Consider the following 21,063-nt stretch of genomic DNA (forward strand, 5'->3'; position numbering starts at 1 on the left):
CTTCGCATGTTAATTCTGCGGCGCTCAAACCGGCCTCTTCCCGGCTGAAGCCGGTCCCACATCTGGATTGCGTGCATTGATCGGGACTGGCGGGTGTCCTCATTGCAGGACCGGCTTTAGCCGGGAATCGCGTACGGGAGGCGAGGGTGGAAATGCCGTTTTCGAGGGTTTTGTGGCTGCGGGCTGAATCGTTCTAAATGTTGGTGCAGAACTTGAATGCAACGATCCTGCAACAGTTGGAAGGTCAAATGGGTGCCGTCGAATTCAGCCAGGAGAATCATCGTGTCGGTTATCGGAAAATGGGCGTTGCAGGGTGTCGTGGTATTCCTTTTCGCATGGCTGGCGACGGTGGCCGCCCAATGGTCGGGCAGCGTCGTGCACACGACGAGCAGCGACCGACTCGCCGCCCTCGGCAGCATGCGCCTGACCACCGAATCGGTCGCCACCAGCGTCAATAAACACAACCAGGGTGGGGCCGTGTTGGTGGGGGCATTGTCGGAAGGTAACGAGTAAAGGGCAGTGGCTGGGAAGATTGGAAGCGGTGGGAGATTGCAAGACCGGACCTGCAGGGTCCGGTTTTTGTTTTTGTCAGCAGAGTTTGTGCTGGGGAAAAAATTTCTCTAGTATCCCGCCATGGCTACCGTACATAACAATCGCAACTGGAAGATCAAAATCTATCCGGACGACCATGCCCCACCCCATTTCCATGTCCAGGCGCCTGACGGGGAGTCACTCGTGCAGATTGACGGTTTAAGGGTCTTAGGCAGGGGCGCGGAGGGGAAGGCGCTGAAAGAAGCGCTGCAGTGGGCCAGGAATCATACCGGGGACTTGTGGCGTATCTGGTATGAGCAGAATCGGAGGACTTGAGACATGACCAGCAAATTACGCATCGTCGCTGCGCAACCTGTCGCGAACAGCCGCTCGTTGATCCTCGACTGGAACAACGGCAAGCGTCATACCGTTGATTTGTCGGCCTACATCGACCAATTTGAAGCGCTGGTGCCGCTGAAGGATGAAACGCTGTTCAGTCAGGTGGCTGTGGGTGATTGGGGGTTCGACGTCTCGTGGGGGAATGATATCGAGCTGTCTGCGTCGACGCTTCACCGGCTCGCGCTGGAGCAGGCCGGCGAAGTCATGCCGACGCGCGACTTCAAACAGTGGATGGCCAAGAACAATCTTTCGCTCTCGGCTGCGGCCATCGAGCTGGGCTTTACGCGTCGAACCATTACTGCTTATAGCAGCGGCGCTGCACTTATCCCCAAGCACGTGGCATTGGCCTGTCGGGGTTGGGAATATGAGCACTCACCGCGTTAAACCTCAGCTCTTCTTCAACTCCAACGCTTCCTTCAGTCGCGCCACCGGCACCGCAAGCTGCGGATCGCCCAGCGGGTGGGTGGTGGCGTTGAAGAATGTCAGCTCGATGTTCTGCCCTTCAAACAGTTCGCTGTAGCGGCGTTTCTGGTGCTGGATGAAGGCGTCACTGCGCGGCAGCACCGAGATGGCGATGCGCGTGGGACGGGCCTGGAGAATGGCGTTGAGGATGTGTCGATCCTGCTTGCCCAGCGAGTGGCCGAAGACGCACAGCGCGCCCTGATGCTGCGCCAGCTGGCCGTGGCAAAACGACAGATAGTCCGAGCCGCGGATGATCTTCATTTTGTCGTCGCTGCGCCCTTCGCAGACGAACAGCGGCACATCCTCCAGCGCATTGATCGCGAAACTGCCCAGCAGGGTGCTTTCCGAGGACATTAGCTTGCGTGCCGAGCCATCGAAGTTCTTCACCAGGTGCATGCCCCCGTGCAGGTACAAAATACGGGTGGCGTGGCTGTCGGTGCGGTGCAGGTTGAATATCGCATCGTCGTCGAACAGATCATCGAACGGCTGCGCGCCATGCATGGCTGCCCAGTACGCCAACAGATCGTAATTGGTGGAATAAACCGTCTGGTACTGGCTCAGGGCGTCGCTGATCCTGGCGACGGTCGCCGCTTCCATCAGCCGCCACGGAATATGCGCCGAGCGGATGCCGTGAATCAGGGCTTCCTTGATCGCGAAATACCGGTTACGTGGTGATGACGAACCAATGGTCAGCGCCGCATTGACCCGCATGGCGACTTTCAAGCCGCTGAGTACAGGTTCGAAATTCTCCGTTTCCATGGACTTGAACAGCGCCAGCTCGGTGGCGCTCAGGGGTTTGTTGCGCGTGGTTTGCGCCAACTCGAACAGCGAGTCGTAGGCGAAGTTCTTCCACACTGCAAGACTGGCGCCGTTGCCCAGCAGCAATCCCGAGCAGGGAGTGGCGGCTTGCAGGGTGTTCCAGTCGGCCAGTTCGGCATCAAAATCCGTGAATTCCATCATCTCGCTTCGCTTTCAGGTGAGCAGGTACTGACCGGACGCCAGAACGGAGGGGACTTATAGAAACCCAGGTCAGCGTTGTCAACGCGGCATCCCGGCTTCCACCCATTTTGAGAAGGGAGCCGCCGGTCTCGGTAATGCCTTTAGAGTGAAGGGCGGGTGTAAGGTTTTATCCGACATCCCACAACACTCTCTTGAATGAGGGGGAGATCACCATGCATACCGCAATGCTCAGCAAAACGCACTTCAACGGCTACGATGTGATCAACGTGAACAACGGTCCCTGGCGGGTCTGCACCCATCACGATCGATTAGGCTCGTTTTCCACCCGAGAAGAAGCCATGGCGTTCGCGGCCTCCTTGCCTGCTTATCAAGAGCGAACGGCGTTGGCACCTGCGATCAAAGCGCACTAATGACGCGGTTTATCGCTATTTGAGCTCTGGTTTTTACCGGAGCTCAATCGGGTGGATAGCAACTTGGGAACTGCAATATCCGTTTGCGAAGTTTCATGCAGTCTGCACGATTGCTTGTTTTCTTTATTTTTACAACTGTTTGATTAGTCAGGCATTTTCAATGCTTCGCGATATCGGCACGCTCGATGCAACGCTCATCACGAACCTGCAGGGTCGGCACTTAGATCGATCCGCTTACCGTGATCTAGAGGAAAATCCCCATGAACGCCATCGAACTATTGAAAGCCGACCATGAACGCGTAAAAGCCATCTTGACCCAACTAAGCGAATCCACCGAGCGCGGTGTTAAAAAACGCACCGACTTGCTGGCCAAGCTGGAAATGGAAATCACCATCCATACGAAGATTGAAGAAGAAATTCTTTATCCGGCGTTCAAAGAAGCAGGCGGCAAAGAGCAGGACATCATGTACTACGAAGCCAAGGAAGAGCACCGCACTGTCGATGCCCTTGTGCTGCCGGACCTCAAGCAAACCGACCCTGCTACCCCGGAGTTTTCCGGTCGTGTGAAAGTGGTCAAAGAACTGCTGGAGCACCACATCGAGGAAGAAGAGGAAGAGATGTTCCCGCAAGCTGAAAAGTTGCTGGGCAAGCAGAAGCTGGAAGAGCTGGGCGCGCAGATGGAAGCGATGAAGGCTCAGTACAAGAAGTCCCTGTCGTCGAGCCTTGCGGCGTAAGCGTTGATGGCATTAAAAAGCCCGGATTTTCCGGGCTTTTTTGTGGGTGACTGTTTGTGCCTACAGGCCGGGTGGAGATTTGTTCAGCATCCTGGTTCCGCTCAAGCCTGCTGCAGCACTTTCAATGCGGCGGATGCCAGAAATCCTGAGCGGCTTTTTACTTCGGGATGATGTTTCACGTGTTCGTCTATGCGGGTGAGTAGGTGAGCCGGCAAGGTAATGTTGAGTTTTTCAGCCTTCCCCAGGTATTTGGTGATGTCTATGTCCACCAGTGCCCAGATGCAGCCCTCAAAGTCAGGATTGGCTTGGTGCACGGTCACCTTCTGAGCGGCGGGAATGGCTGCGCCGTCTTCAGCCAGGATCTCAAGGTGGCCTTCAATAGCTTCACGAGCCATTGCCATGGCGTCATCCATATCGTTACCGGCTGAGAAGCAGCCAGGAATATCTGGAACCTCGACACCCCATGCGTGCTGCGCATCGCCAGGAAGAATCGCGATTGGATAGAGCACTTGGTGTTCTCCTCGGACTAGAGTAATAGCCCGTTCGTTAGAGTTGAGCTTGTCTCATGACGCTGCGTACAAGCATTAGCAGCGAAGCCATCACGCATCACACCGCAAAACTGATAGCGCGGCAACCGGCCTCTTCCCGGCTAAAGCCGGTCCTACATTTGAATTGCATGCATTCAGTGGGCCTGGCGGCGCGCGCCATTGTAGGACCGGCTTTAGCCGGGAAGGGGCCAGGCAGCACACTGCAAGACTTTGTATACCCGCGTATCCAGCCCCCCTACCGATACGCGCTGATTTAAAGCTCCCCCTCAACGACACATTGCAGATACGTGCAGCGCATTCAATGGTTCACAGCCAAATGCGGGGCCTGGCTTTGGCTATCCCGCTCCAGCCCCGACCATGAATGCACACTGAGGAAGCACCCCCATGAACAGAATCCACGCGTCATTGCTGCTAAGCGTTTTTACGGCGGGGGGCCTGGCGCTGGGCGTTGCCACTGCGGCGCAGGCTGCACCGGTGAAGAACATCGTGCTGGTCCACGGCGCCTTTGTGAACGGGGCGGGCTGGAAGCCGGTCTACGAGATACTGCGCAAGGATGGGTACAACGTCTCGATCGCTGAACACCCACTGACGTCATTCACCGATGACGTGACGGCGGTGAAGCGCATCGTTGACCAGCAGGACGGCCCGACCATTCTGATCGGTCACAGCTATGGCGGCGCGATCATCACGGACGTCGGCAATGACGCTCATGTCGTGGGCCTGGTGTACATCGCCGCCCACGCGCTGGACCAGGGTGAAACCGAAGCGCAGAACGGCAAGCTGTACCCCAACGCCACCAAGGCGGTGAAGAAAACCGCTGACGGCTTCCTGTCCCTCGACCCTGCGTTCTAACCCCGCGGACTTCGCAGCCGACCTGCCCAAGGCTCAGGCTGAATTCGAAGCCATTTCCCAGGCGCCGACCGCTGCGTCGGTATTCACCACGCCCGCTGGGGTGCCCGCGTGGAAAACCAAGCCTAGCTGGTACGCTGTGGCCGGGGCGGACCGGATCATCAACCCGGACCTTGAGCGCATGTACGCCAGGCGTGCCAACAGCCACACCATCGAGATCAAAGGCGCCAGTCACTCGGTTTATGAGTCTCGTCCGCAGGAAGTGGCCGCGTTGATCGAACAGGCAGCGACCCACGCGGCGGATTGACGTCTCGCTTTGGCGACGGACCTGCAGCCATGCAACGTCGAATGTCGCCAGGAGAATCAGGCCACGTCGACAGCGTCTGAGCCGCCTATCAGTTCCACCGGCATCGGTTGCAGGCGCCCGATCATGGGTTTGGCAAACAGGTAGCCCTGCATCAGATCGACGCCCAGATTCAGCAGGGCGTTGCGTTCTTCGCAGGTCTCGATGCCTTCGGCCACGACGGTGATACCCAGACGCTTGGAAACCAGCACAATCCCTTCAACAATCGCCTGACGTACTGCGTCCCGGTCGATGTCACGAGTGAGCGCCATGTCGATTTTCAGGACCTGTGGCTGAAACATCGCCAGCATGTTGAGGCCGGAATAACCTGAACCGAAATCATCGATGGCGGTGGTAAAACCTTGCCGTGCGTACTCTTCAAAAATCGACTTGAGATGATTCGGGTCTTCGACGCGCTCGCCTTCGGTGACCTCGAACATGAGCCGGTCCACCGGGAAGTCGAACGTCCTGGACGCTTCAAGGGTTGCGCGAATGCAGGTTTCCGCCCGATACACCGCTTTGGGCAGAAAGTTGATGCTCAGCTTGCAGTCTGGAATGGCGGGAAGACCCAACTGCGTCGCGAGCTCGATGGCCCTCACCCGGCACGCCTGATCGAAACGGTAGCGGTTGCCGTCGTTGACCTGGCCCAGAATGAATGCAGCCGACTCGCCATTGACGCCACGGACCAGCGCCTCATAAGCAAAGGGCGCCCCGGTGGTTACGTTGAAGATAGGCTGGAATGCCATGGTGAAGTCGAATCCCAGCGCTTCAAGATTTCGGCATTCGGCGCAGCCAATGGATTCGAAGGTTGCCAAGGATATGTGTTGCATGATCGTCACTGCCTTGAGAATTCGTCAGTCGTTGTGTGAATTTTGAGCGACTGGTTTCTCTGTATCGGCAGCGTGGTCGAAAACTGTGCTGCGGATTTTCAGCAGGGGATCAGTGGTAACGAAAAAGATGCGTGAGAGGGGTTTCGAAGTGGCTTGACCCTGGACAGGTCGGGGGAAGGAGGCGCGGTTGCTTAGGAGGGGAAGTGCGGCTGGAAGGCCCGGAAACACTGGAGGAGATGGAGCGGGTAGAGGGAATCGAACCCTCAACTAAAGCTTGGGAAGCTTTCGTTTTACCACTAAACTATACCCGCTTTTAAATCGACGCCTTTGGCGCGGCTGACTTTGTACCAGATACCGCGTGTTAATTGAAGCGTTATATGCCGCACCGTTCCACTGCCATCTCGCTCACCCCTGATTCGCCGTCCACTGGCACTCATCAGAATTCGCAACAGACCCATTCCTTCCCCGTCTGCTGCCCTTTCATTTCCCGTTCCAGTCACATCGAAAACGCCTGTTGCGACTGATCCGCTCTGTAGTGAACGCGGCGGGGTTCGGGTGCGGGCGTCAGAAACCCCTGCAGCGCGCTTTTCGATGCCAGGCACGCCGCCTTGTTTTCCATGTCCAGAAAGTGCCCGGCATCCTGAATGGTGCTGAAGTGACAGTCGCGGATGTAGTGGGCGAAGTGGCGGGCGTCGGCAGCCGAGGTGTATTCGTCCCATGCGCCGTTCATGAACAGCACCGGCACATTGATGCGCTTGGCCGCTTTCATCTGAGGATGATTGCTCGCGTCCAGCACATGATCGATGTGGTGGTGCATCTGCGTGTACTCGTGCAGATCCAGGGAGCTAACGTGCTTGTGGTTGTAGCGCTTGAACAGCGAGGGCAGGTGTTTGCCCAACGTGCTGTTGAGCAACTCTCCGACGCCGTGACGATTGTAAGAGCCGAAATGTTGCCGGCCGCGTTCGAGGTAGTCGCGCAGTGGCTCGCTGATGACGGGCGAAAACGAGCTGATCACCGCTTTTTCAATACGCTTGGGCCGGTGCGCCAAAGCGACCAGCGCCGCCGCGCCACCCCACGAGAACGACATCAGGAGTTCAGCGTTGAAATGGTCGATGAGCTCCAGAAGCAGCTGGCCTTCGAGCTCTTTGGTCAGGGGGCGTTCATGGGCATTGTGGGGTTTTGATTTACCGGCGTAAGGCGGGTCGTACAGCACGACGTTGAATTGCGGGTGAAGGTTGCGCACGGTTTGAGCGAAGGAGGTGGTCGTGGCGAGCGAGCCGTTGACCAGAATGATGGTCTTCTCGGCGGCGTCTGCGCGATAGAGCTCCGTGTAAACCCGGAGCTGGCCTTGTATGTCCAGCACAGCGATTTCTGGCTTCATCTCCATGTCTCCTGACGAAAAAACGGGGTGCGCAGAGACACGTTGCACGGGTTTCGTGACAGGTAGGCAATGGGACGCAGGTTTCAGATCAACGCGATTTCAGCGGCACTCAGTGCTCTGTATTGTCCGGGCGCCAACGCGGAATCGAGCATCAGTGGCCCCATGCTTTCGCGGTGCAGCCGGGTCACTTTGTTGTCGAAGTGGCCGAACATCCTTTTAACCTGGTGATACCGCCCTTCGACGATGCTCAACCGGGCGCAATGACTGGCAAGAATCGTCAGCTCGGCGGGCTGTGTCGTCAGATCCTCGAACGCGAAATAAAACCCTTCAGCGAATTTCTCGATGTAATGCGCGCCGACCTCGTCTTCGGTTTCGACGTAATAGACCTTCGCCAGTTTGGTGGTCGGCTGCGTCAGCCGCCGTGACCACTGGCCATCGTTGGTGATGAGCATCAGCCCCGACGTATTGAAATCCAGGCGGCCGGCGATGTGCAGGTCGTCCTTGTCCGGTTCATCAAGCAGGTCGAGGACGGTGGGGTGCTGCGGATCGACGGTCGCGCTGACGCAGCCCTGGGGCTTGTGCAGCATGAAATACCGGGCGGGTTTGCCGAGCTGAAGGACTTCGTCGTCGATCCGCACCTGACTGAATTCGCGGACCTCATGCAGCGGGTCTTTTACCGGCAACCCGTCGACCTCCACGCGGCCTGCGATCAGCGCCAGTCGTACATCTTTGCGGCTGAAGCGCGGCAGGTTGCTGAGGAATCGGTCAAGACGCATCGCGACGCTTCGCCTCAACGCCTGCACATTGCGGGCAAAGACACGCCTGTCCACGGACCTCTTCGGGCAGAGCTGCCAATACCGCCGGGTCGATCTCGGCGGTGAAACACCAGCAGGCCTGGTCCACTGTGCGCGGATCAGCCAGGGTGCAGCGGTTACCGGCGCCGCAAACCGGACAGATGCTCGTGTCGATGATGTGAGTGTCCATGTAAGGCACGGCCTCTGGGTGTCTCTGGAGATCGACGCAGTGACAGGTGCCGAACAGCGCCTTCGTTGCGCCTGCGATCAGGGTTTACGCGGATGTGTAAGGTCGCCAATGCTAGCGCGCGGCCCTGTCTCGCGCCATGAGCATGTGATCTCGGGCAACGCGCCTACGGGGTGATGGGCGACGGCCCCTTGGATGCTACAAAAGAGGGGGAGCGCCCCAGCATTGAACCGACGGCAGGGCAGCGGCAATGCACCAGCAGGATGTTGTCGTAATGAATCCCTTGCCGATGCAACTCCCCGAACAGGTCCTGCAGGGTCGGGTTGGTCATGCCAAACCGGTTGCGCACGGTCAGCACATCCATGGGCGTTGCAGGGAGCGGGCTCGGTAACGGAGGTTGGTGACTGTTGCGCACGATCTGGCAGATGTCCCGATAGCTCTCATAGTGCTCGCTCTGAAATTTCGCCAGGGTGTAGTTCTTGATGCGCCCTGGCAGCGAGGTGCCGGCCATCAGCGTGTCACCCGCCAACAGGTCGGGAAAGGGCCCGACACCCGGGCCTGGAACCGTCTGTGTACTGTTCAGCCTTGCGTATGGCCTTACCGACTGGCTGGCGATGCGGTGCAGCATCGGGTCAACCAGTTCATGGCCGTGGGGCGCGAAGGTTCTCAGTTCAGTGCCATTCGGGATCGCTGTCGTGCGCGTCCATGGCAGGTAGTAGCCATGGCTGCTGACGACCAGCGTGCGGGCCTGGTTCCTGTCCGATGTCCACAGCAGAAACTTGCGCCCCAGTTTCCACACCTGAACCGCTGAAGTGCCGAATTCGGCGTTGCCCGCCACGCTCCACGTCTTCATCAGTCCAGTCCCGTTGAAAAACGGCTTGATCAGCGTCTTGCGCGCCTGGGTCGCCCGCCGCAGCCAGTCCCCGAAACGACGGGCAGGCAGAGCGACGTGGCCCCGCGCAGCCTCTCGCCCAATCCCTCGACTCAGAGATGCAGTCGGCGCTGCCAGTTTGCGGAACGCCTGCAAAAGTCGTGGTGTGGCCGGAGCCATGTGCAACAGCCCCAGAGACAGGAGGGCGAACATCACCTGGCGCCGTTCATCCTGGCGGTCGCCGGGAAGGTTGGCGGCCTGTATGCCCAGCGCGACACTCGCGGCGCTGGCCGTCAGCGCCGCCATCGAGGCGGCCGGCAGAACGAGCGCTATCGGTGCCAACAGCAGTTGCAGGCGATCAAGGTGTTGAATCCAGGCGCCGAGTGCCTGTTCGCGGTTGGTCACGATGCTGTCCTCGGCGTCGTACTGGCTGTTAAGGCGCAGGCCCTCACAGATGAATCCCATTGGCGAGCCGGACACGTGATGCTCGCACAGCTGATGCCGTCGGGCGGCATGGGTATCCGGGTGGTACAACGGCTCGGTCCAGGGGCGCAGGATCGAAACCGGTTCTGCGGGCGCACGAACGCCGCCCCACAGTTCGAGGATGTAGCTGAGTCTGGCGTGAAAACGGCACGGCATGTAGTTGAGCACCGTCTCGCGCCATGCAGGGTTAGCGGCTGCGGCCTTCAAATGGCTGATCAGCTGCTGACGATTGCTGAATGCCACGAAGGGCGTGGACTGCCCGGCCTCATAAAGCACGCCGCCTTCCTGGTCGGGAGCGCTGATCATCAGCAAGCCGACGCAGGGAGGGCAGTCGGAACTCAGTGGCAGGCCGTTGCTGACGTATAGCCCTGCAGCGCTCCAGCGGATGCGTGATGTCCCGAAAGGTGGCGTTTGCGGCAGAGACACCTGCTGAGCCTGCTCTATGGCGCCTATGATGAAGTTGAAGCTGTCCCTGGAAAGTTCGCCGCTCTTGAGGGCCAGCAGCGCCTAGCTGACAAATGTCGACCAGAGCGAGCGCTCGATGTCAGCGTGTTGCTGCTGCCAGAACTGGTCGAGTCGGCGCTGCATGTGTTCGAGAAAGTCGATGCCCTGAATGTACGCCTCGACGGCGGCCGCGCTGATATTCAGCTCCGCCTCGGGCGACCACGTCCCCTGGCCGCTCGGGTCTGCATAGACGACCCAGCGACCGCCTTCATCATCGTATCCCTGAGGCAGTCGTGCCCTGAACCGGCGCATCAGTGCCTGACCCAGCGCGACGGGCGTGTCATCCGGCGTGAAGGCGACGTTCGCTGCGGCAATCCGCGCATGACCCCATGGCGTCCTCGATGTGCCGGGCAGGTAGCGGACGAACACCCGCTGCGGGTCTGTGGTCGCCGTGTGGGTTTGCTTCAACGGGACCCGATCGAACCCGGGAGACATCTGCCTGAGCCACTGACCCATGAGCCGGTTTGCAACCCCGAGGGGCGTAGGGAGTCGCGCCAGCAAGGGCTCATGGTGTTGCCAGTGATCGAGGGCGCTGACCAATGCCATCGCGGGCTCGATGGGCATGAGCGCCGCATGGTCGTCGTCGATGAATGCGTCGGGTGATGCAACCGCGTCGACGCCCGTCAGTCGTGTAGCCCAAAAGCGTTCCTGGGCGACACGCAGTTGAGCGAACACGTCGTCCGCGGGAGCCGACAGCGTGAGGAGGGCTTGCGCGCTTTCCAGGGAGAGATTCAGCCGATGCCAGGCCGAGGCGTTGATCGCCTCCAGCACCTTGTCCGCCCTCCAGGGCGCGTCATCGCTGATGTACTCATGGCACTGAGGCGTGCTGCCCAGCACATGGACATAGCAATGCCCCGTGGTGTTGGATCGTACGTGGAAGATACCGGGGATGATCTCGCCGTTCAGCGCGAGTCCGCGCACCTCCGAGCGTCCCGATGACCTGACCTGCTGCAAGTCCTGAAGGGTTTGCGGAAAGCCCTCGAGCCCTAGCGCATCCAGCGCCAGCAGATGGCCCTCGTTATCGAGGCGCTTGCGCGAATGCAAACGGGTCACACCATCGAGAAACGCCAGCTTGGCGAGCATCTCCCATGTGTCACCGTGCTGCTCCCAGAACTGACGCTGCACCTGCTCATATTCCAGCGTCCATCGGGCTTCGGTGAGCAGCTCGAAAAAAACCGAGACGGTCAGGGTGGGTGTAGAAGCCGACAGCGGGCGATCAGCCTCGGCGCACCGTCGAAGTGCGAGCAATGCTGGCGGGTTCAGCACTTCTCTGGCCAGCTCGCGCAACGTCAGGCGCAGCTCGAAACGCTGCCGGCCGTCGGCCTCCACGGCTGGCTCCAGCGCAGTGCTAAAGCGGATGTGCAGCTCATCGATGTCAAGGGGGGCGCCAAATTGCGCCTGCAGGGTTTCCTGCAGTCTCTGGTCCAGATGGCTGACGATCGGGGGCGGAAATGCCAGATCGAGTTGCCAGGCCTTCAGCACCCAGACCGATCCGTACAACAATTCGGCGACCGGGCTAACGGCCTGGCGCATCAGTCTTTTGTGATTGAGCGTGTGAACTTCGGCGGGCGTGACGGCAGCGGGTTCGAGGGGTTGTGCCGGCCGCACGCGCTCCGCGAATGGGGAAACGCTTAACGCGCTGCCATCGGGGAGGGTGTCGTTGGAAGTGAGATCCAGGCCGCTCGCGGAACAAGAGCTGCTACGGTCGTTCATGGAAAATCGCGCCACGGGGAAAGGTGCCCACTATGGCGCGATGCCGGGTTGCAATGGCGTTAACTATGTATCGCGTATGCCACCGCGTTTTATGCCTGGGGGAAAGCTGCAATCGCTAAGCCGCAAGCCGCAAGCCGCAAGCCGCAAGCTGCAAGCTGCAAGCTGCAAGCTGCAAGCCGCAAGGAACAACAGTGCCAATCAGCCTACGTCCAGCACCACCACCCGTTGCCCGGCACGCACCGCTGAGCCAGGCTGCACGCGGACGTCGCTGACCACACCGGCGTGGGGTGCCAGTAACGGAATCTCCATCTTCATCGACTCCAGAATCACCAGCGTTTCCCCCGCTTCGACGCGCTGGCCGACGCTGACCTGCACCTGCCAGAGGTTGCCGGCAATGTGGCTGTCGATGCTGGTCTGCCCGCTTTCCAGCGCGGCTTCTTCCGTGGATTCGGCCACCGCTTCGTCGCTCTCGAACGAGGACTGGCCGTTGGCGATCCAGCGCTCGCGCTCGGCGTTGAACGCACTCTGCTGCTGGTTGCGGAATGCGGCGATGCTCTGTGCTTCATCGGCCAGAAAGGCTTGGTACTCGGTCAGGTTGAGCGTGCTGTGCTCGATCTGCAGCGGGTATCGCCCGAGGGGGAAATCCCGGCGTATGGTCAGCAGCTCATCGGCGCTGACCGGATAAAAACGGATCTGGTCGAAAAACCGCAGCAGCCACGGTTTGCCATCGAACGCCGCCACGGCGCGATAACGGTTCCACATCTGTAACGTGCGGCCCACGAACTGATAACCGCCGGGGCCTTCCATGCCGTAGACGCACATGTACGCGCCGCCGATGCCGACGGAGTTCTCGGCGGTCCAGGTCCGCGCCGGGTTGTATTTTGTGGTGACCAGCCGATGCCGGGGGTCCAGCGGCGTGGCGACCGGCGCGCCGAGGTAGACATCGCCCAGCCCCATCACCAGGTAGCTGGCGTCGAAGACGGTGCGGTGCACTTCGTCGAGGTTTGGCAGGTCGTTGATGCGGCGGATGAATTCCAGGTTGCTCGGGCACCATGGCGCGTCCTTGCGCACGGTGGTCATGTACTTCTCGATGGCCAGCTGACAGGCCGGATCGTCCCAGGACAAGGGCAGATGAACGATACGCGACGGCACTTCCAGATTCTTGCTGGCGCAGACCTCGTCCCACTCGCCGGCGACCACATCGAGCAGCGTCTTCAGCGGCAGTTGCTCGGGCTGGTAATGCACCTGCAGCGAACGAATGCCAGGCGTCAGGTCGATCACCCCGGTCAGCTGTTTGCTTTCCAGCGCCTGCATCAGCGCATGGCCCCGGAAGCGCAGCACCAGATCCAGCTCCGGAGAGCCGATTTCCAGCAACAGATGCGTGTCGCCGGAAAGGCGAGCAACCAGGCGGGTGTCGTCCTTGCCGATGTCGAGCACCACCGGTGAAGTCAACGCTGCACCTTGTGGGAACACAACCGGTGAAGTCAACGCTAAACCCTGTAGGAGTGAGCTTGCTCGCGAAGACTCTGGTCGAGTCGCTACATATTCATCGGATGTACCGACCTCTTCGCGAGCAAGCTCATTCCTGCCCAGATCGGTATTCAGTTTCAGCGAGCGGGCCGCTTCGACACTCACCGGATAAAACCTCACCTTGTCCCCGGCCTTGAGCTGCCCCAACTGCCACAGATCCGCCTCGATGATCGTCACCGGGCAGACAAACCCGCCCAGGCTCGGCCCGTCCGGACCGAGGATCACCGGCATGTCCCCGGTGAAATCCACCGCGCCGATGGCGTACGGATTGTCATGAATGTTCGACGGGTGCAGGCCCGCTTCACCGCCGTCCGCGCGTACCCACTCCGGCTTCGGCCCGATCAGGCGCACGCCGGTGCGGCTGGAGTTGAAATGCACTTCCCAGTCGGTGGCGAAGAAGGTCTCGATGTAGCGCTCAGTGAAATATTCGGGAGCGCCGTGTGGGCCATAGATCACCCGGATATCGCGCACGTCCGGCAGCTCGGCGACTTGCGTCGGTTCAAGCCGTTCGCCTGCGCTGTGGTCAGACAACGGCGTGACATGCAACACGTCCCCCGCACGCAATGCCCGTCCGCCGTGACCGCCAAACTGGCCCAGAGTAAACGTGCTTTTACTGCCCAGATAATCCGGAACATCCAACCCGCCGCGCACGCACAGATAACTGCGGGCACCGGCGCCAGCGATGGTACCAAGCACCAGCGTCGAGCCTGCCGAAACGAGCGACGATTGATTCATCGGCAGCGCTTCGCCATTCAGCGTCAGCGGAATGACCGCGCCCGTCACGGCAATCACCGCTTCGGTGTTGAAGCGCAGCGTCGGCCCGCTCATGGTGATTTCCAGCGCGGCGCAGCCTTCCGCGTTACCCACCAGAGCATTACCCAGACGCAACGAACGACTGTCCATCGGACCGGACGGCGGCACGCCCACCGCCCAGTAACCCAGACGCCCCGGATAATCCTGAACGCTGGTTTGGGTGCCGCCGCTCAGCACCTCGAAGGTGTCGGCACGATAGCTCAGCTCCTCAAGGCACCGCGTCCACGGCTGACCGCTGGCGAACGGCACGTCCGCGATGATCTGCCGCAAGTAGTCGCGATTGGTCTCGATGCCGTAAAGCCGCGTTTCACTGAGGGCTTGGGCCAGACCGTCGCTGGCCGACCCCCTGTCCGGCGCCCAGTTGATGACCTTGGCGATCATTGGATCGAAGAACGGCGGAATCTCGCACCCGGCCTCGACCCATGTGTCGATGCGCAAGTGTTTGCCGTCGGCGGCGGGGAAGTGCACCGAGGTCAGCAAGCCCGGGCTCGGCTGAAAATCCCGGCCCGGGTCTTCTGCGTATAAGCGCGCCTGGATCGCATGGCCGACAGGCTGTAAGCCCGCCCGCAACTTAACGAGCGGCGGCAGATCGCCGGCCGCGAGCTGAATCATCCAGCTCACCAGGTCCACGCCCCAGACCTGCTCGGTCACCCCATGTTCGACCTGCAAACGGGTGTTCACTTCCAGAAAATAGAAACGCTGATCGTCGCTGTCGAAGACGAACTCCACGGTGCCGGCGCTGCGGTAGTTGACCGCTTTCGCCAGCTTGACTGCCGCAGCGCAGAGTTCGTCGGCCATGCCGGCGGGGAGGTTCGGCGCGGGGGTTTCTTCAAGGACTTTCTGATTGCGACGCTGCACCGAGCAGTCGCGCACGCCGAGGGCGATCACCTCGCCACAGCCGTCGCCGAACACCTGCACTTCCAGATGGCGGGCACGCTGGATGTACTTCTCGATGAACACGCCGGCGTCGCTGAAGTTGTTCTGGCCCAGTCGTTTGACGGCCTCGAACGACTCGCTCAGTTCGCTGGCGCTGCGGCACACGCGCATGCCGATCCCGCCGCCGCCCGCCGTGCTCTTCAGCATCACCGGGTAGCCGATGGTTTCGGCAGCGCTCAATGCGGCTTCAAGGCTGTCCAGCAGTTCGGTGCCTTCGAGCATCGGCACGCCATGCTGTTTCGCGAGGGCGCGGGCGGTGTGTTTGAGGCCGAAGACCCGCAGTTGCTCGGGCGTCGGGCCGACGAAGGCGATGCCGGCGTCTTCACAGGCCTGGGCGAAGGCGGCGTTCTCCGACAGGAAGCCGTAGCCCGGATGAATCGCTTTGGCGCCGGTGGATTGGGCAATGGCGAGAATCTTGTCCACCGCCAGGTACGTGCCGGCAGCGCCACCTTCGCCCAGACTGTGGGCTTCGTCGGCTTGCAGGATGTGCAGACTGGCAGCGTCCGCTTCGGCGTACACCGCGACGCCGCCGACCTGCAGGTCGCGAAGGGTACGCAGGATGCGGCAGGCAATGGCGCCGCGGTTGGCAATCAGCAGTTTGTCGAACATGGCATAGACCCCGGGGATCGATAGCGATCAACCCCACACTGGGTAGCGGGCCGTCCCGCTGTGGTACGCGTTGCACGAAGGCCGTCCCTCGCGCCGAAGCCTTGAAGCCCTGAACACTTGAAAGTGTGGTCAGCGATCAGTCCCAGACGAGCAGTTCCGCCGGCGTGGGGTTGTAGCCGTTGCAAGGATTGTTCAGCTGCGGGCAGTTGGAAATCAGCACGATCACGTCCATCTCGGCGCGCAGTTCGACGTACTTGCCGGCGCCGGAAATGCCGTCCTCAAAGGTCAGGCCGCCGTCCGCCGTGACCGGTACGTTCATGAAGAAGTTGATGTTCGGGCCGATGTCGCGCTTGCCCAGTCGACCGTCATGGATGCAGGCGCGAAGGTAGCTGTCGCGGCAGCTGTGCATGTGCTTTTTCTCCAGCGCGTAACGCACGGTGTTGCTCTCCTGGGCGCAGGCGCCACCGAGGGTGTCGTGGCGTCCGCAGGTGTCTTCGACGATGGTCAGCATCGGCTTGCCCAGGTTCGAATACAGGACGCTGCCCTTGCTCAGGTAAACGTTGTTCTGCCGGCGCAGCGTACGTTGCACGTCATAGCGTTCGCGCGGGTTGGCAAGGCTGTAGAACAGCGTGTCGACCGCCTGATTGCCTTCGAGGTCGAGCAGGCGCAGGGTCTGCCCGGCCTTGAGTTCGGTCAGCGATGGCTCGCCCGCCGGGATGTGGGTGATGGAAACGGGGGCGTTCGTGTGGTGATGAGAGTGTGCAGTGCTCATGGCGAAACTCCTCAGGCGAACAGGCGATCGGTGTTGATGAAGCCGCGCACGTTTTCTTCGCGGGACGTGCGGCAGCGTTCGGCGACGCTGGGGTCGGCCTTCATCCAGCTCAGCTGGACCGGCTGTGGCGCGTACTCGGGATTGGGGTCCATCGGGTGTTGCAGGGCCGTCATGACCACCAGTGTGTCCATCGGCGCGTACAGCTCGATGCAGTCGCCCGCTTTCGAATTGCCCGGGACGAAGGCCAGCGCGCCGTGATCGTCGACGTTGACCCTGCTGAACAGGTTCAGCGTCATCAACAGATCGGAAAGCCCCAGGCCCCACTTGCCCATCTCCACCAGCAAGTTGTCAGCGCCGTTGCGGAAGAAGCCGTTGCGCAGTTCCTGGTAGCGGCCCTGGCCGTATTTTTCGCTGACCTCTTCGGCGCACAGCACGCCGCCGATGCTGTCGCTCCAGCCGCAGGTGTCAGCAGTGATCGCGGCCAGTACCCGACCCATGTCCGAATACAGGCAGTGACCGGTGGTGAGCTTGGCGGTGTGTTGGCATTTGAGGCTGTCGGGCAGGTTCAGGCGCTCGGTTTTTTCATGGGCGTTGAACATCGTCAGGCTGACGTTGGCGCTGCCGTTCAGATCGGTCAGACGTAGCAGTTCGCCTCTTTTGAGCACGAACGACAGGTGGCCGCCGCCTGGCAGGAGTTCTTCGGCGAACACGGGGAACAGCGGGGTTGATTCAGTCATGGTCAATGTCCTTCAAACCGTTTTCAGCGAATCGAGCGCCACGCGGGCGGCGCGACGATCGCTGTTCAGGGGAATGTCGTAAGTGATGCGCGCGCCATAGGCGCCGGGGGCGTGGGGGTCGATGCGGACCTTGTCGAACACCAGCAGTCGGGTGCCCAGGTTGAAGCCTTCGGACAGGTCGTGGGTGACCATGAACACCGTCAGCTTGGTTTCGCGCCACAGCTCCAGCAGCAGGGCGTGCATGTCCTTGCGGATACCGGGATCGAGCGCGCCGAACGGCTCGTCGAGCAGCAGAACCCGAGGTTTCATGATCAGCGCCTGGGCGATGGCCAGACGCTGCTGCATGCCGCCCGACAATTGCGTCGGGTACTTGTCCAGCGCGTGATCGAGGCCGACCTTGTGCAGCAGCGCCGCCGCCTGTTCGCGGGCGTCACGCTTGGCGGCACCGAACAGCCGCCCCAAGAGCGCCGAGCGCGGCAATTCAAGGCCCAGGGCAACGTTGTCCAGCACCGACAAGTGCGGGAACACCGAATAGCGCTGAAAGACCACGCCTCGGGTCGAATCCGGTTCCTTCGCCAGCGGTTCGCCGTCCAGCAGAATCGTGCCTTTGCTGGCGACTTCCTGGCCCAGCAGCAGGCGCAGGAACGTCGATTTACCGCAGCCCGACGCGCCCACCAGTGTGCAGAACTCGCCTTCGGCAATGCTCAGGTTCAGGCCTTCGAGCACCACCTGATCGCCATATTGCTGCCAGACGTTTTTGACCGAAATAAAGCTCATGGGCGCGCACCCTCGTACCACGGGAATGCCTTGCGCGTGAGGGCTTTCAGGCCCCAGTCCATCAGCCAGGCGAGGAGGGTGATCCACACGACGTAAGGCAGAATCATGTCCATCGCCAGATAGCGCCGCACGAGAAAGATCCGGTAACCCAGCCCGTCGGTGGAGGCGATGGCTTCGGCCGCGATCAGAAACAGCCACGCCGATCCCAGCACCAGCCGCAGGGAGATCAACAGGCGCGGCAGCAATTGCGGCAGCACCACCCGCAGGATCAGCGTCCAGGTCGAGGCGCCCAGGGTTTGCGCCTTGATCAGCAGCTCGACCGGAATCTCCCGGGCGCGCTGCTCCAGGTCACGGGCCAGCACCGGCGTGATGCCGATGACGATGAGCATCACTTTCGATAGCTCGCCCAGGCCGAAGACGATGAACAGGATCGGCAGAATCGCCAGCGGTGGCACCATCGACAGCACCGTCAGCAACGGCGACAGCGGCGCGCTGAACAAGGGCAGCACCCCCGACGCGATGCCCAGGCACAACCCGACCACGGCGCTGATGGCCAGGCCGATTGCCAGGCGCTGCAGACTGGCGCCAGTGTCCTGCCAGAGCAGGTATTCGCCGGTGCGTTGATCGGGTATGAACGCCACCCGTTTAATCGCATCGGTCATCTGCACGGCGCTGGGCAGCAGCTTGTCGTTGGGGTTTTCCGTCAGCCGCGTCGCCGAGCCCGTGAAATAGGCAAACAGCAACAGGGCGAACGGCAGGAGCACCAGGATCAATCGACTGGCGCGATCCGGGCGGCGGTTTATCAGGCGCATGGCAAAGACCTTTGGTTGTTACAGCTTGCCGTCGGCAGCCATCTGCACGTAGCTCGGGTCGAAATGCAGCTTGAGGTTGGCCTTGTCGCCTTCGGTCACGCCGCCTGCGAAGGTCATGCCGACCGCGCTGGCGTCTCTGGCACCTTCGCCGAGCAGGCCATGGTCGAAAGAGAAGTCAGCGACCTTGCGCATAGTCGACGGCAGCTGCTTGCTGGTGACGAAGTCCAGCGCTTCTTTGGGGGTGGCAAACAACTTGGTGGTGTCCAGCTGCGACTGGAAGCCGGCCAGATCGGTGCCCGACGCCTGGGCCATGTGCTCCAGTGCGGCTTTCGATTCGGCGGATTTGGCGTTCATCAGCGCCACTACTTCAAACCACGCGCCGGTCAGGGCTTTGCCCAGTGCCGGGTTGTCTTTCAGGGTCTGGGTGTTGACCACCATCATGTCCATGATCTCGCCAGGGATCTTGCTGGAATCGAACACTTCGGTGACGCCGGGCTTGGCCTTGATCTCCGAGAGCATCGGGTTCCAGGTGGTGACGGCCTTGACCTCGCTGGTGTTGAAAGCAGCGGCGATGTCGGCGTCGGAGGTGTTGACGACTTTCAGGTCTTTTTCAGTCAGGTCCACCGAGTCCAGCGCGCGGGCGAGCAGGTAGTGGGACACCGACAGCTCCACCAGATTGACGTCCATGCCTTTGAGGTCGGTAACTTTTTTGCCGTCGCCCTTGAGGACGATGCCGTCGTTGCCGTTGGAGAAGTCGCTGACCACCAGCGCCGTGCTTTCAACGCCACCGGCGGCGGGGATGGTGAGGGCGTCCATGTTGGTCATGGTGCAGCCATCGAACTGGCCGGCGGTGTATTGATTGATCGATTCGACGTAGTCGTTGAGCTGGGTGACCTTGATGTTGATGCCGTACTTCTTGGCCCACTTGTCGACGATGCCCTGAGTCCCTGCGTATTCCCATGGCATCCAGCCGGCATAAATGGTCCAGCAGACGTCGAAATCTTTTTTCGGAGCGGCGGTGGCCGAGAGGCTCAATGCCGCGAAGACGCCTGCGGTGAGCAGACTGAACAGACGGGATTTTTGCATGGGGTGTCTCCAGTAGCGAAAAGGGCGGTCAGGAGTACGGCGACACCACTGGTGTCCTGTCTCCCGGGCTTTTATCCCGCCGTGTAACCTCTACTGGAGGTCGCCAACTCTCGGACCAGCCACTCGCTAAACGCGAGCCGGAACCCTAGTCGGCTATTGCAAATTGTGGTGCCGCGAACCTGAGATGACTCCTGCACACCCTCTTCCAAGCGAGAGTTGTGCCAAGTTGCGCAAACCCTTGTGGCGCCTGAGTCGGGAAGACGTTTGGGTTTTTACGAAGGGCGAAGTGTGCACTGATGCAGGGCGCCGTCTGGCGCCTCGGTGCCGCAGTGGGGCACTAGGTCTGCAATTCGCAGTCTCAGTTAACGTTCTCTGCAGTTTCGGGAACGCCGACCAGCGCCGCTGGTTCGAGCTCTACCGCGGTCCGGGAGGCCGCCATGTATCGACGATTGCTTACCGCTTTGATGACGTTGTCCCTGGCAGGTTGTTACGGAGGTTATTACGAATCAGAAAGCTATACGCAGCCGATCTATAGCAGTAGCTACAGCAGCGGTTACGTGTACGACAGCTATCGCCCGGTCGCTCCGGCGTATTCCGGAGGGGCGGTGTACTACTCCTCTCCGCGTTATTACTCGGCGCCTCGCTATTACGCGCCGCCCCCACGTTATTACGCTCCACCACCTCGTTATTACGGGCCCGGATACGGCGGTGGGCGCCCCGGTTACGGTGGTCGCCCGGGTTACGGTGGCGGCAACTGGAATGGTGGGGGGTACCACGGCGGGGGTGGCTACAACGGTGGCGGCAACGGCTATCGTCCACCGCCCCCAGGTCCGAGACCCGGAGGTGGCTATGGTCCCGGCCCCGGCAGTGGCTGGCATGGCAATCCCGGCGGTGGCGGTGGCGGACCACGTCCCGGCTTTGGACCCGGTGGCTCGGGCGGCGGTCACCGAGGAGACGGCGGTTTCGGTCGTGGTGGTCACGGAGGACCGGGT

General features: G+C 60.9%; 20 protein-coding genes, 1 tRNA gene, 1 pseudogene and 1 riboswitch. Of the genes and pseudogenes, 7 read left to right on the forward strand and 15 right to left on the reverse strand.

The window, feature by feature from the left end:
- The first annotated feature begins 282 nt into the window (after positions 1-282).
- The 3 genes from ACYAR8_RS15540 to ACYAR8_RS15550 all read left to right on the forward strand — a co-directional run bounded on the left by ACYAR8_RS15540 (position 283) and on the right by ACYAR8_RS15550 (position 1,314).
- Positions 283-513, forward strand: a complete 231-nt coding sequence (locus ACYAR8_RS15540; protein WP_074888754.1) for a hypothetical protein — start codon at positions 283-285, stop codon at positions 511-513.
- A 120-nt stretch (positions 514-633) separates the two neighbouring features.
- Positions 634-867 (forward strand): DUF4160 domain-containing protein, encoded by a 234-nt coding sequence (locus tag ACYAR8_RS15545; RefSeq protein ID WP_463580363.1) that lies wholly within the window; start codon positions 634-636, stop codon positions 865-867.
- A gap of 3 nt (positions 868-870) precedes the next feature.
- On the forward strand, positions 871-1,314 hold the full coding sequence (locus ACYAR8_RS15550; protein WP_074888757.1) for a DUF2442 domain-containing protein: 444 nt from the start codon (positions 871-873) through the stop codon (positions 1,312-1,314).
- A 3-nt stretch (positions 1,315-1,317) separates the two neighbouring features.
- Here ACYAR8_RS15550 and ACYAR8_RS15555 read toward each other — a convergent pair whose 3' ends face one another.
- Positions 1,318-2,349 carry a DUF4917 family protein gene (locus tag ACYAR8_RS15555; RefSeq protein ID WP_074889041.1) on the reverse strand — a complete coding sequence of 344 codons (1,032 nt, stop codon included), beginning with the start codon at positions 2,347-2,349 and terminating at the stop codon, positions 1,318-1,320.
- Positions 2,350-2,564: 215 nt separating this feature from the next.
- On the opposite strand from ACYAR8_RS15555, the gene ACYAR8_RS15560 reads away from it, so the two are divergent.
- Together ACYAR8_RS15560 and ACYAR8_RS15565 are read left to right on the forward strand one after the other, a co-directional pair.
- Positions 2,565-2,762, forward strand: a complete 198-nt coding sequence (locus tag ACYAR8_RS15560; RefSeq protein ID WP_108122292.1) for an SPOR domain-containing protein — start codon at positions 2,565-2,567, stop codon at positions 2,760-2,762.
- 260 nt (positions 2,763-3,022) lie between these two features.
- Positions 3,023-3,496 (forward strand): hemerythrin domain-containing protein, encoded by a 474-nt coding sequence (locus ACYAR8_RS15565; RefSeq protein WP_463580364.1) that lies wholly within the window; start codon positions 3,023-3,025, stop codon positions 3,494-3,496.
- A 101-nt stretch (positions 3,497-3,597) separates the two neighbouring features.
- On the opposite strand, the gene ACYAR8_RS15570 is transcribed toward ACYAR8_RS15565, so the two are convergent.
- Entirely contained in the window at positions 3,598-4,005 is a 408-nt protein-coding gene (locus tag ACYAR8_RS15570; RefSeq protein ID WP_463580365.1) for a type II toxin-antitoxin system HicB family antitoxin, read from the reverse strand.
- A 423-nt stretch (positions 4,006-4,428) separates the two neighbouring features.
- Between ACYAR8_RS15570 and ACYAR8_RS15575 the strand changes: the two genes are divergently transcribed.
- A complete protein-coding gene (locus tag ACYAR8_RS15575; protein WP_463580366.1) occupies positions 4,429-4,896 on the forward strand; it encodes an alpha/beta hydrolase in 468 nt (155 codons plus the stop codon).
- A gap of 52 nt (positions 4,897-4,948) precedes the next feature.
- Entirely contained in the window at positions 4,949-5,200 is a 252-nt protein-coding gene (locus ACYAR8_RS15580) for an alpha/beta fold hydrolase (protein WP_463580384.1), read from the forward strand.
- A 56-nt stretch (positions 5,201-5,256) separates the two neighbouring features.
- On the opposite strand, the gene ACYAR8_RS15585 is transcribed toward ACYAR8_RS15580, so the two are convergent.
- The 13 genes and pseudogenes from ACYAR8_RS15585 to ACYAR8_RS15645 all read right to left on the reverse strand — a co-directional run bounded on the left by ACYAR8_RS15585 (position 5,257) and on the right by ACYAR8_RS15645 (position 20,071).
- The gene (locus ACYAR8_RS15585; protein WP_463580367.1) at positions 5,257-6,066 is read right to left on the reverse strand and encodes an EAL domain-containing protein; all 810 of its coding nucleotides are present in this window, start codon (positions 6,064-6,066) and stop codon (positions 5,257-5,259) included.
- A 237-nt stretch (positions 6,067-6,303) separates the two neighbouring features.
- Positions 6,304-6,377: transfer RNA gene (locus tag ACYAR8_RS15590), tRNA-Gly, on the reverse strand.
- Positions 6,378-6,562: 185 nt separating this feature from the next.
- The gene (locus ACYAR8_RS15595) at positions 6,563-7,447 is read right to left on the reverse strand and encodes an alpha/beta fold hydrolase (protein ID WP_463580368.1); all 885 of its coding nucleotides are present in this window, start codon (positions 7,445-7,447) and stop codon (positions 6,563-6,565) included.
- Between the two features lie 83 nt (positions 7,448-7,530).
- Entirely contained in the window at positions 7,531-8,223 is a 693-nt protein-coding gene (locus ACYAR8_RS15600) for a pseudouridine synthase (protein WP_463580369.1), read from the reverse strand.
- Positions 8,213-8,431 (reverse strand): cysteine-rich CWC family protein, encoded by a 219-nt coding sequence (locus tag ACYAR8_RS15605; RefSeq protein WP_074888777.1) that lies wholly within the window; start codon positions 8,429-8,431, stop codon positions 8,213-8,215. The genes ACYAR8_RS15600 and ACYAR8_RS15605 overlap by 11 nt, the downstream gene beginning before the upstream one ends.
- A 163-nt stretch (positions 8,432-8,594) precedes the next feature.
- Positions 8,595-9,938, reverse strand: coding sequence for a putative adhesin (locus ACYAR8_RS15610; RefSeq protein WP_463580385.1), 1,344 nt, complete (start codon positions 9,936-9,938; stop codon positions 8,595-8,597).
- Positions 9,939-9,941: 3 nt separating this feature from the next.
- A pseudogene (locus ACYAR8_RS15615) lies at positions 9,942-11,999 on the reverse strand (dermonecrotic toxin domain-containing protein); the annotation flags it as partial.
- A 198-nt stretch (positions 12,000-12,197) separates the two neighbouring features.
- Positions 12,198-15,887, reverse strand: a complete 3,690-nt coding sequence (gene uca, locus ACYAR8_RS15620) for an urea carboxylase (protein ID WP_463580370.1) — start codon at positions 15,885-15,887, stop codon at positions 12,198-12,200.
- A gap of 136 nt (positions 15,888-16,023) precedes the next feature.
- Positions 16,024-16,659 carry an urea amidolyase associated protein UAAP2 gene (locus ACYAR8_RS15625; RefSeq protein ID WP_192135243.1) on the reverse strand — a complete coding sequence of 212 codons (636 nt, stop codon included), beginning with the start codon at positions 16,657-16,659 and terminating at the stop codon, positions 16,024-16,026.
- A gap of 11 nt (positions 16,660-16,670) precedes the next feature.
- Positions 16,671-17,396 (reverse strand): urea amidolyase associated protein UAAP1, encoded by a 726-nt coding sequence (locus tag ACYAR8_RS15630; RefSeq protein ID WP_463580371.1) that lies wholly within the window; start codon positions 17,394-17,396, stop codon positions 16,671-16,673.
- A 12-nt stretch (positions 17,397-17,408) separates the two neighbouring features.
- Positions 17,409-18,173 (reverse strand): ABC transporter ATP-binding protein, encoded by a 765-nt coding sequence (locus ACYAR8_RS15635; protein ID WP_463580372.1) that lies wholly within the window; start codon positions 18,171-18,173, stop codon positions 17,409-17,411.
- Positions 18,170-18,985: an ABC transporter permease gene (locus ACYAR8_RS15640; protein WP_463580373.1), complete on the reverse strand. Its 816-nt coding sequence runs from the start codon at positions 18,983-18,985 to the stop codon at positions 18,170-18,172. Before ACYAR8_RS15640 ends, ACYAR8_RS15635 begins: the two co-directional genes overlap by 4 nt.
- An 18-nt stretch (positions 18,986-19,003) precedes the next feature.
- Entirely contained in the window at positions 19,004-20,071 is a 1,068-nt protein-coding gene (locus tag ACYAR8_RS15645; protein WP_108122269.1) for a putative urea ABC transporter substrate-binding protein, read from the reverse strand.
- Positions 20,072-20,129: 58 nt separating this feature from the next.
- Positions 20,130-20,231, reverse strand: a riboswitch (guanidine-I (ykkC/yxkD leader).
- Positions 20,232-21,063 lie beyond the last annotated feature (832 nt).

Source organism: Pseudomonas sp. HP_01 (genome assembly GCF_055284355.1).